Annotated in this window: 6 protein-coding genes and 1 pseudogene; 3 read left to right on the top strand and 4 right to left on the bottom strand. The window is 63.5% G+C overall.

The window, feature by feature from the left end:
- Positions 1-189: 189 nt before the first annotated feature.
- The gene (locus IGW04_RS21580; protein WP_194715165.1) at positions 190-1680 is read right to left on the bottom strand and encodes a B12-binding domain-containing radical SAM protein; all 1491 of its coding nucleotides are present in this window, start codon (positions 1678-1680) and stop codon (positions 190-192) included.
- A 242-nt stretch (positions 1681-1922) separates the two neighbouring features.
- Positions 1923-3581, bottom strand: a complete 1659-nt coding sequence (locus IGW04_RS21575) for a long-chain fatty acid--CoA ligase (RefSeq protein ID WP_194715164.1) — start codon at positions 3579-3581, stop codon at positions 1923-1925.
- Positions 3582-3705: 124 nt separating this feature from the next.
- On the opposite strand from IGW04_RS21575, the gene IGW04_RS21570 reads away from it, so the two are divergent.
- The 3 genes from IGW04_RS21570 (at position 3706) to corA (ending at position 6290) form a co-directional block, all read left to right on the top strand.
- Positions 3706-4491, top strand: a complete 786-nt coding sequence (locus IGW04_RS21570) for a M15 family metallopeptidase (RefSeq protein WP_228527299.1) — start codon at positions 3706-3708, stop codon at positions 4489-4491.
- Between the two features lie 166 nt (positions 4492-4657).
- Positions 4658-5218: a TIGR01841 family phasin gene (phaP, locus tag IGW04_RS21565; protein WP_194715162.1), complete on the top strand. Its 561-nt coding sequence runs from the start codon at positions 4658-4660 to the stop codon at positions 5216-5218.
- A 106-nt stretch (positions 5219-5324) separates the two neighbouring features.
- Positions 5325-6290, top strand: coding sequence for a magnesium/cobalt transporter CorA (gene corA, locus IGW04_RS21560; RefSeq protein ID WP_194715161.1), 966 nt, complete (start codon positions 5325-5327; stop codon positions 6288-6290).
- Here corA and IGW04_RS21555 read toward each other — a convergent pair.
- Positions 6285-7904: an NAD(P)/FAD-dependent oxidoreductase gene (locus tag IGW04_RS21555; protein ID WP_194715160.1), complete on the bottom strand. Its 1620-nt coding sequence runs from the start codon at positions 7902-7904 to the stop codon at positions 6285-6287. The two genes, corA and IGW04_RS21555, sit on opposite strands and share 6 nt — an antisense overlap.
- A gap of 126 nt (positions 7905-8030) precedes the next feature.
- Positions 8031-8491, bottom strand: a pseudogene (locus IGW04_RS21550) (PA2169 family four-helix-bundle protein).
- Between the last annotated feature and the right edge of the window lie 40 nt (positions 8492-8531).

The following is an 8531-nucleotide window of genomic DNA, read 5'->3' as shown; positions in this document are numbered from 1 at the left end:
AGCGGTACCCGGAGCGGGGCGCGGCTAAACTCGCCAAGCAAAGCTTGGCTCAGACAGACGCCGCACCTTATCCGCTCCGGGCACCGCTGACACGGCGCGCTCAACGGGACTTCACTGCAACTGCAACTGCAACGGCAACTACAACTGCAACTGCAACTGCAGTCACTACAGCAACCACAGCTGCCCCCCCTACGACGCCGTCTTCTCCAGGTGCCGCGCCTGCCGCTGCGGCGCCGCCTTCTTGCCTTCCGGCTCGGCATGCCGCGTCTTGCCGGCATAGTCGCGTGCCATTGCCATGCGCACCTCCGGCTCCGGCCAGCCCTGCAGCACCAGCCAGCGCGTGACCAGGCCAGCCAGCCGGTCCAGCGCGATGCGGTGCGTCGCATCGGTATTGGCATACAGCCAGTCCGACAGCGCCATGAAGCGCTCGAACGGCGCCTCGCCCAGCACCATGTCCAGCGTATGGGCGAAGCGGCCCGAGTTGGCGACCAGGTCCCAGTAGCGGGCAAAGCGCACCAGGCGTTGCATGGTGGCGAAGTCGATGCGGTCGTTGGCCAGGATGGTGTACGGCGGATGCGGGTCATACACCATGCCGAAGGCCTCGGTGTGGCGGATGATGGGCGTGCCGCGCAGCCGCTTCAGGATGCCGAACTGGATTTCATGCGGCTTGAGCGCCCACAGCTTGTTGAAGCCGCGCGCAAAGCTTTCCAGGTCCTCGCCGGGCAGGCCGGCAATCAGGTCCACATGCAGATGCGCCTCCGAATGCTGGCACAGCCAGCGGATGTTCTCGGCCGCCTTTTCGTTGTTCTGGCGCCGGCTCACCAGCGTCTGCACCTCCGGATTGAAGGACTGGATGCCGATCTCGAACTGCAGCGTGCCGGCCGGAAAACGCAGGATGCTCTCCTTCAGCGCATCCGGCAGATGGTCGGGCACCACTTCGAAGTGGGCATAGACCGGATCATCGGGATGGGCTTCCAGCTTGTCGAGGAAGAACTGCATGATGCGCAGGCTGGTCTTCACATTCAGGTTGAAGGTGCGGTCCACGAACTTGAACAGCCGCGCGCCACGGGCATGCAGGCTTTCCAGCTCGGCCAGGAAGCGCTCCAGCTCGAATGGCCAGGCGGTCTTGTCCAGCGACGACAGGCAGAACTCGCATTTGAACGGGCAGCCGCGCGAGGCTTCCACATACAGCGTGCGGTGCGCGATGTCCTCGTCGGTATAGAGTTCATAGGGCAGCGCGATGTCCGACAGCGGCGGCTGCTCGCCCGCATGCACCTTCATCAATGGCTTGGGTCCGTGCAGCACCTCGCGGCACAGGCGCGGGAAGGTGACGTCGCCCCAGCCGGTCACCAGGTAATCGGCCAGCCGCACGATCTCCTGTTCGCCATGCTCGTGCGAGACTTCCGGCCCGCCGAGGATGATCACCACTTCCGGCGCAACCCGCTTGAGCAAGGCCACCAGCCTGGTGGTTTCCTCGACATTCCAGATATAGACGCCGAAGCCGATGATGCGGGGCTTGTGGGCCAGCAGCTTTTCCACCAGGTCGGTGGTGCGGGCGCCGATCACGAATTCCTGCAGCGAGGTGATGGGCTGCAGTTCGCCCATGTTGGCGAGCAGATAGCGCAGGCCCAGCGAAGCGTGGGCGTAGCGGGCGTTGAGGGTGGAAAGCAGTATGGTCATGAAGGCGGGCGCGCGGCGAAACCGGCATTTTACGCGCCTGCCCCGCAGCCCGCTGACGGCTGGCCGTCAGCGGGGCCGCGGCTTATACCAATCCCAACCCATAACGTGCCATGAAACGGCGGCTTTTTCCGTCTGGCTGCATTGGGATCGTCGTCAATAGCTGGGCTATTGATTCCTCACCCGTCTTGCCATACGCAAAAATCCATCCGTTTCATCTGGGACGTTATGGATAGTGATCGGTATTACTTGCCCATCTCCTTTTCCTGCAGTGCGCGCCACATCACCTTGCCGGTGGCGGACTTGGGCAACGCATCGACGAACTCCACCATCTTGGGCACCTTGTAGGCTGCCATCTTGGCATGCGCCCACTGCATGATGTCTTCCGCCGTGGCCTCGGCCGCGGGCTTCTTCACGATCACCGCCTTCACGGTTTCGCCGCGATACGGGTCGCGCGAAGCGATGATGCAGCATTCCTGCACCGCCGGGTGCTGGTACATCATCGCCTCCACCTCCGCCGGCCAGACCTTGAAGCCGGATGCATTGATCATGCGCTTCAAGCGGTCGGTGAAGAAGAAGAAGCCATCCTCGTCCATGTAGCCCAGGTCGCCGGAGCGGAAGAAGCGCTTGCCGTCGATCTCGGTGAACGCCTCGGCAGTCTTGGCCGGGTCGTTCCAGTAACCCTCGAACACCTGCGGCCCGTTCATGATGATCTCGCCGACCTCGCCCGGCGGCAGCGTGGCCATCGTGGCCGGATCGACGATGCGGGAATCGACGCCGAACAGCGGGATGCCCAGGCACTGCTGCTTGAGCATTTGCGGCGGATTGGTGTGGGTTGCCGCGATGGTTTCAGACAGCCCATAGCCTTCCATGTACTGCAGGCCAGTCAGGTCCAGCAGCTTCTGCGCGATCGCCGCCGGCATCGCCGCGCCGCCGCCGGACACCCGGCGCAGGCTGGAGACGTCATACTCCGACAGCCGCGGATTGGACAGGAAGTCGATCATCATGGTCGGGATGCTGGTCCAGGTGGTCACCCCATAGCGGGTGATCAGTTGGCCGGCAACATCGCGGTCCCAGCGCGGCAGCACCACGATGCTGCCGCCGTTGAAGATCGGCGCATTCATGCTGACCTGCATGCCGGTCACATGGAAGAACGGCAGCACCGCCAGCGTGACCTGGTCCGGCACCGAGGCGATCGACCAGGCGATGCTGGAGACGGCCGATGCCATCACCGAGCGGTGCAGGTGCACGCAGCCCTTGGGCTTGCCGGTGGTGCCGGAGGTGTAAGGCATCACGGCGAGATCGGCCGGCCCGGCCTGGTGCGGCGCCGGCGTGCGGCCAGCCTGCAGCGCATCATGCCAGGACGCCACGCCTTCGCCCTGCAGCGCGGCGCGCGGCGCCTTGACCCAGTCCGGCACCGCCAGTTCGGTGTGCTCGGGCAGGTAGTCGGAATAGGCGGACACGATCGCATGCTTCAGGCCGGTGCTGCCGACCAGCGGCGCCAGCCGGGAAAAGATTTCCTGCGAGGTGATGGCGACCTTCGCGCCGCTGTCCTCGACGTAGTGACGCAGCTCGTCCGTCATCAGCATCGGGTTGACCGGCACCACCATCGCATCGGCGCGCAGTATGGCGTAATAGGCGATGATGAATTGCGGGCTGTTCTGCATGTTGAGCAGCACCCGGTCGCCGCGCTGGACGCCGCAGTCCTGCTGCAGGTAGCCGGCCAGCGCCCGCACCTGTGCATCGAACTCGGCGTAGGTCAGCTTGGCGTCGTAAAAGATCAGGGCGGTCTTGCCGGGATAGCGGCGCGCCGAAATTTCCAGGTTGACGTAGAGACTGGTTTCCGGCGGCGTTAAAGTGTAAGGCAGGCCCGCCGGCCAGTGCTTGTAGTGAGTGGTGTTCATTGTCTCGCTCTCTCTTGTCTTAAACAGGCTGCGGAACATTATAGGACGGGGTTGGCAAAACCGCACGTTCGTTCACAAAATTTCATTTATGAAACATTTGTATGGATTTTCATTGGATCGTGCCTTGTTCGTTCGTCTTTTCTCGTTGCTATTGACGACCGCTGCGCTGCCGGCCGCGCCGGCGCTGGCCGCGCTGGACCAGCCGGCCTGCGAACGGCTGAAAGCCAGCCGCGTGCTGCGCAAGCAGGCGCCGGTCGGCTGCGACCGGCTGACCGTAGTGCGCTTTCCCTATATCGATTTTTCCGGCGCAAAGCGTGACGACGGCGAACTGATGGTGCTGGACGCCGTCGCGCCGGAAGTCAGCCAGCTATTCCATGCGCTGCATCGGCGCCGCTTTCCGCTGGCGCAGGCACGGCTGATCGACCATTACGGCGGCGACGACGAAGCGTCCATGCGCGACAACAATACGTCGGCCTTCAACCAGCGTGCGGTCACTGGTGGCGGTCCGCCCTCGCTGCATGCCTATGGCCTGGCCATCGATATCAATCCGGCGCAGAATCCTTTCCTGCAGCCGGGCGACAACGGCACGGTGCGGGTCAGCCCGCCGGCCGGGGCGGCCTACCTGAACCGGCGTGCCGCACGGCCCGGCAAGCCGCCCCGGTCCGGCATGGCCGAAGACGTGATCGGCCTGTTCGCCGCGGCCGGCTTCACTGTATGGGGCGGCGACTGGGACACGCCACTCGATTACCAGCATTTCCAGTTCAGCCGCGAACTGGCGCAACGGCTGGCCGCATTGCCGGAGCGGGAGGCGCGCCAGCTTTACCTGCGGCAGATCAAGGCATATCGCAACTGCCTGGGAGAACGTCGCAGCAATGCAGGCACGGCTTGTGCATTCACTCAGGCTCCGTAACGCCGCAGCGTTTTTGTGCGCCGCACCATTTAGTGCTTGACACACAAAATCAAACAGTTAGAATGGTCATGTTGCGCTGCACAATAAACTGGTTTTCTGTTGTAGCAAGTCTTTTTCGCCGCTGTGCCAGCGCTGATAACAGCTTCATTCACACGAGGAGAATCACATGTTTCCCAATAACGACCAGATTTCCAACGCAGCCAAAGCCAACTTCGACCAGCAGATCGCTGCCGTCACCGAACTCACCAACAAGGCTTTCGCCAGCATCGCCCAGCTGGTGGAACTGAATGTCAACGCCGCCAAGGCATCGCTGGAGCAGTCCACCGCCACGGCGCAGCGCCTGATGGCCGCCAAGGACCCGCAGGAATTCTTTGCCGTCAGCACCCAGAACCCGCCGAGCGCAGAGACCGCGATTGCCTACAGCCGCAACTTGGCCAGCATCGCTTCCAACGCCCAGGCCGAATTCACCCGCGCCGCCGAAGCCCAGATCGCCGAGACCACGCGCAAGGTCACCGCGCTGATCGAGGACATCGCCAAGAACGCGCCGCCGGGATCGGAAAACGCGATTGCCATTTTGAAGACCGCGATCGCCAACGCCAATGCCGCCTACGAGCAGCTGACCAAGACCACCCGCCAGGCAGCCGACACGATGAACGCCAACGCCACCAACGTGGTGAACCAGTTCTCCCAGGCAGCTGAAAAAGCCGCTGGCCGCGCGAAGAAGTAATCCGCCCGCCGCGCATTGACAAGGACCGCTTGCGGTCCTTTTTTCTTTGCTCCCTGCAATACTGCCCATGTAAGCTCATGGCTTATCGATACTGCGGAGTTGCGGGATGCTGATCAATTGCGTTGCCTATCAGAACGGCAAGAAGCTCGGGGATATACCGGTTGAGGAAATCAGCGACGCCCTCGCCCTGCCCGACAGTTTCGTCTGGGTCGGCATGGCCGATGCCACCGTTGAAGAGCTGGAATGCATGCGCGCGGAATTCAAGCTGCATCCGTTGGCTGTCGAGGATGCTCTGGTCGGGCAGCAGAGGCCAAAGATCGAGGAATACGGCGAATCGCTTTTTGCCGTGATGCGGCCTGTAGAGATCGTCGACGGCGAATTGCACATTGGCGAACTGGCCGTGTTTGTCGGTCCGAACTATGTGCTGTCGGTGCGCCGCGACAGCAGCCACGGTTTCCATGACGTGCGCGCCCGCTGCGAACGCGAGCCGGAGCTGCTGCGCAACGGCTCGGGCTTCGTGCTGTATGCGCTGATGGACGCAGTGGTGGACCGCTATTTCCCGGTGATGGACGCGATGGAAAACCGCCTGGAAACGATAGAGGAACAGATCTTCGAGAAGGACGCGCAGCGCGCCAACATCGAGCAACTGTATGAATTGAAGCGCGAAGTACTGCGCTTCCGGCACGCGGTCAACCCACTGACCGCGACCGCCGGCAAGCTGCATAGCGGCCGGGTGCCGCGCGCGGTGCAGGATTGCGGCGACTACTTCCGCGACGTCTACGACCATCTGCACCGCATCAACATTTCCATCGACGCGATCCGCGACACGATCAACACGGCCATCCAGGTCAACCTGTCGATGGTGGCCATCGACGAGAGCGAGGTCAACAAGCGGCTTGCCGCCTGGGCCGCCATCTTCGCGGTCGCCACCGCCTTCGCCGGCATCTGGGGCATGAACTTCGAGCACATGCCCGAGCTGCACTGGAAATACGGCTATCCGACGGCGCTGGCCGCCATGGTGGGCATCTGCCTCTACCTGTACCGGCGCTTTCGCAAGTCGGGCTGGTTATGACGCCGTGCGCGCCACGCCCGTGATCGACAGCGCCACTGCCTCGGCCACCCGGATGCCGTCGATGCCGGCCGACATGATGCCGCCGGCATAGCCCGCGCCCTCGCCGGCCGGGAACAGGCCGCGGGTATTGATGCTCTGCAGGCTGTCGTCATGGCGCCGGATGCGTATCGGCGACGAGGTGCGGGTCTCGACGCCGGTCAGCACCGCGTCGCGCATCGCAAAGCCCTTGATCTGGCGGTCAAACATCGGCAGCGCCTCGCGCATCGCGGCAATCGCATAGTCCGGAAGCGCGGTCGACAGGTCGCCCAGCTTGACGCCCGGCTTGTAGGAAGGCAGCACCGTGCCGAATTGCGTGGACGATTTTTGCTCCAGGAAGTCGCCGACCAGCTGGCCGGGCGCGCTGTAGTCGCCGCCGCCGAGCTCGAAGGCGCGCGATTCCCAGTGACGCTGGAAGTCGATGCCGGCCAGCGGATGGCCTGGATAATCGTCAGGCGTGATGCCGACCACGATGCCGGCATTGGCATTGCGCTCGTTGCGCGAATACTGGCTCATGCCGTTGGTCACCACGCGGCCCGGCTCGGAAGTGGCCGCCACCACGGTGCCGCCGGGACACATGCAGAAGCTGTAGACCGAGCGGCCGTTGCCGCTGTGATGCACCAGCTTGTAGTCGGCCGCGCCGAGGATGGGATTGCCGGCATTCGCGCCGAAGCGACAGCGGTCTATCAGCGACTGCGGATGCTCGATCCGGAAGCCGATCGAAAACGGCTTGGCTTCCACATGCACGCCGCGGTCATAGAGCATCTGAAAGGTGTCGCGGGCGCTATGCCCCACCGCCAGCACGACATGGTCGGCCTCCAGCCGTTCGCCGCTGGACAGATGCAGCGCGCGCATCTGGCCATTGTCGATTTCCATGTCGGTGACCCGGGTCTCGAAACGGATCTCGCCGCCCAGCTCCTCGATGGTGGCGCGCATCAGCTCCACCATCTTCACCAGCCTGAAGGTGCCGATGTGCGGCTTGCTGACATACATGATTTCGGGCGGCGCATCGGCCTTGACGAACTCGGTCAGCACCTTGCGGCCGTAATGCTTGGGGTCCTTCACCTGGGTCCACAGCTTGCCGTCGGAAAAGGTGCCGGCGCCGCCTTCGCCGAACTGCACGTTCGACTCCGGATGCAGCACCCGCTTGCGCCACAGGCCGAAGGTGTCCTTGGTCCGCTCGCGCACCGACTTGCCGCGTTCCAGGATGATGGGCCTGAAACCCATCTGCGCCAGGATCAGGCCGGCAAACAGGCCGCACGGCCCCATGCCGATCACCACCGGCCGCCTGGCCAGGCCGGGTGGCGCCTTGGCCACGTAGCGATAATTGGTGTCCGGCGTGGGCTGCACGGTACGGTCGCCGGTATGGCGCCGCAGCAGCGCGGTTTCATCGCGCACCTCGACATCGACGGTATAGATCAGGGAAATGGCGCTCTTGCGGCGGGCGTCATAACCACGCCGGAATACATGCAGGCCGAGCAGCGCGTCGGCAGGGATGCCCAGGCGCGCAAGCACCGCTTGCTTTAATGCAGGTTCGGGATGGTCGAGGGGGAGTTGTACATCGATGAGTCGCAGCATGCGCTTGAATCCGGTGGAAATGCACCGGTTGCGCTACATGCAACCGGTCGGCAGGCCGCTATTTTACCGCAGCAGGGCGGTCGCCTGGACCGCCCGCCGGGTACGTCATGCTTCACATCTCAAGCTTCAGGCATTGCCCTTGGCAGCGCGTACCTGGTTGCGCATGGCCTTGACCTGGTCATGGTTCTTCATCACGCCGTTGTACTGGCGCTCGACGATGGTCTTGATATTGGCCGGCAGCGCCTTGCCCAGCGCCGTCTCGTAGCTGCGCTTGGCAACGTCCTCGCCGCGCTCGCACTCGTTCAGGATGGCTTCATCGTCCTTGCCGGTCACCAGGCCCTTGATGTCGACCCAGCGGCGGTGCAGCGCGCCGGCGATGCTGCTGCTGGTTTCCGGATTGCCGCCCAGCGTGCGCACTTCCTGCGCAGTTCGGCGGCCGCTTCGGCGCAGGACTGGGCGCGGGACGTAAAGAAGGATTTCATCTGCGTATCCTTGATGTCCTCGGCGCAGGTACGGAAGCCCTGCTCGCCATCCTTGCAGGTTTCAATCAGGTCGTTCAATGTCGAGATGACGTCGTCGTTGTTCATGTCGCTTCCTTTCGTTATGGAGAAGTTGCCGGCGCAGGCA

Source organism: Noviherbaspirillum soli (genome assembly GCF_015352955.1).
In the GTDB taxonomy this organism is placed as follows: domain Bacteria; phylum Pseudomonadota; class Gammaproteobacteria; order Burkholderiales; family Burkholderiaceae_D; genus Noviherbaspirillum_A; species Noviherbaspirillum_A soli.
The sequence above is the reverse complement of the archived record's forward strand: the minus strand, read 5'-3'. Positions and strand labels throughout refer to the sequence as shown.

Bases quoted from the DNA above. Each gene is read 5' to 3' on its own strand.
- IGW04_RS21580 (WP_194715165.1), bottom strand. From the start codon at position 1,680: ATGACCATACTGCTTTCCACCCTCAACGCCCGCTACGCCCACGCTTCG.
- IGW04_RS21575 (WP_194715164.1), bottom strand. From the start codon at position 3,581: ATGAACACCACTCACTACAAGCACTGGCCGGCGGGCCTGCCTTACACT.
- phaP (WP_194715162.1), top strand. From the start codon at position 4,658: ATGTTTCCCAATAACGACCAGATTTCCAACGCAGCCAAAGCCAACTTC.
- corA (WP_194715161.1), top strand. From the start codon at position 5,325: ATGCTGATCAATTGCGTTGCCTATCAGAACGGCAAGAAGCTCGGGGAT.
- IGW04_RS21555 (WP_194715160.1), bottom strand. From the start codon at position 7,904: ATGCTGCGACTCATCGATGTACAACTCCCCCTCGACCATCCCGAACCT.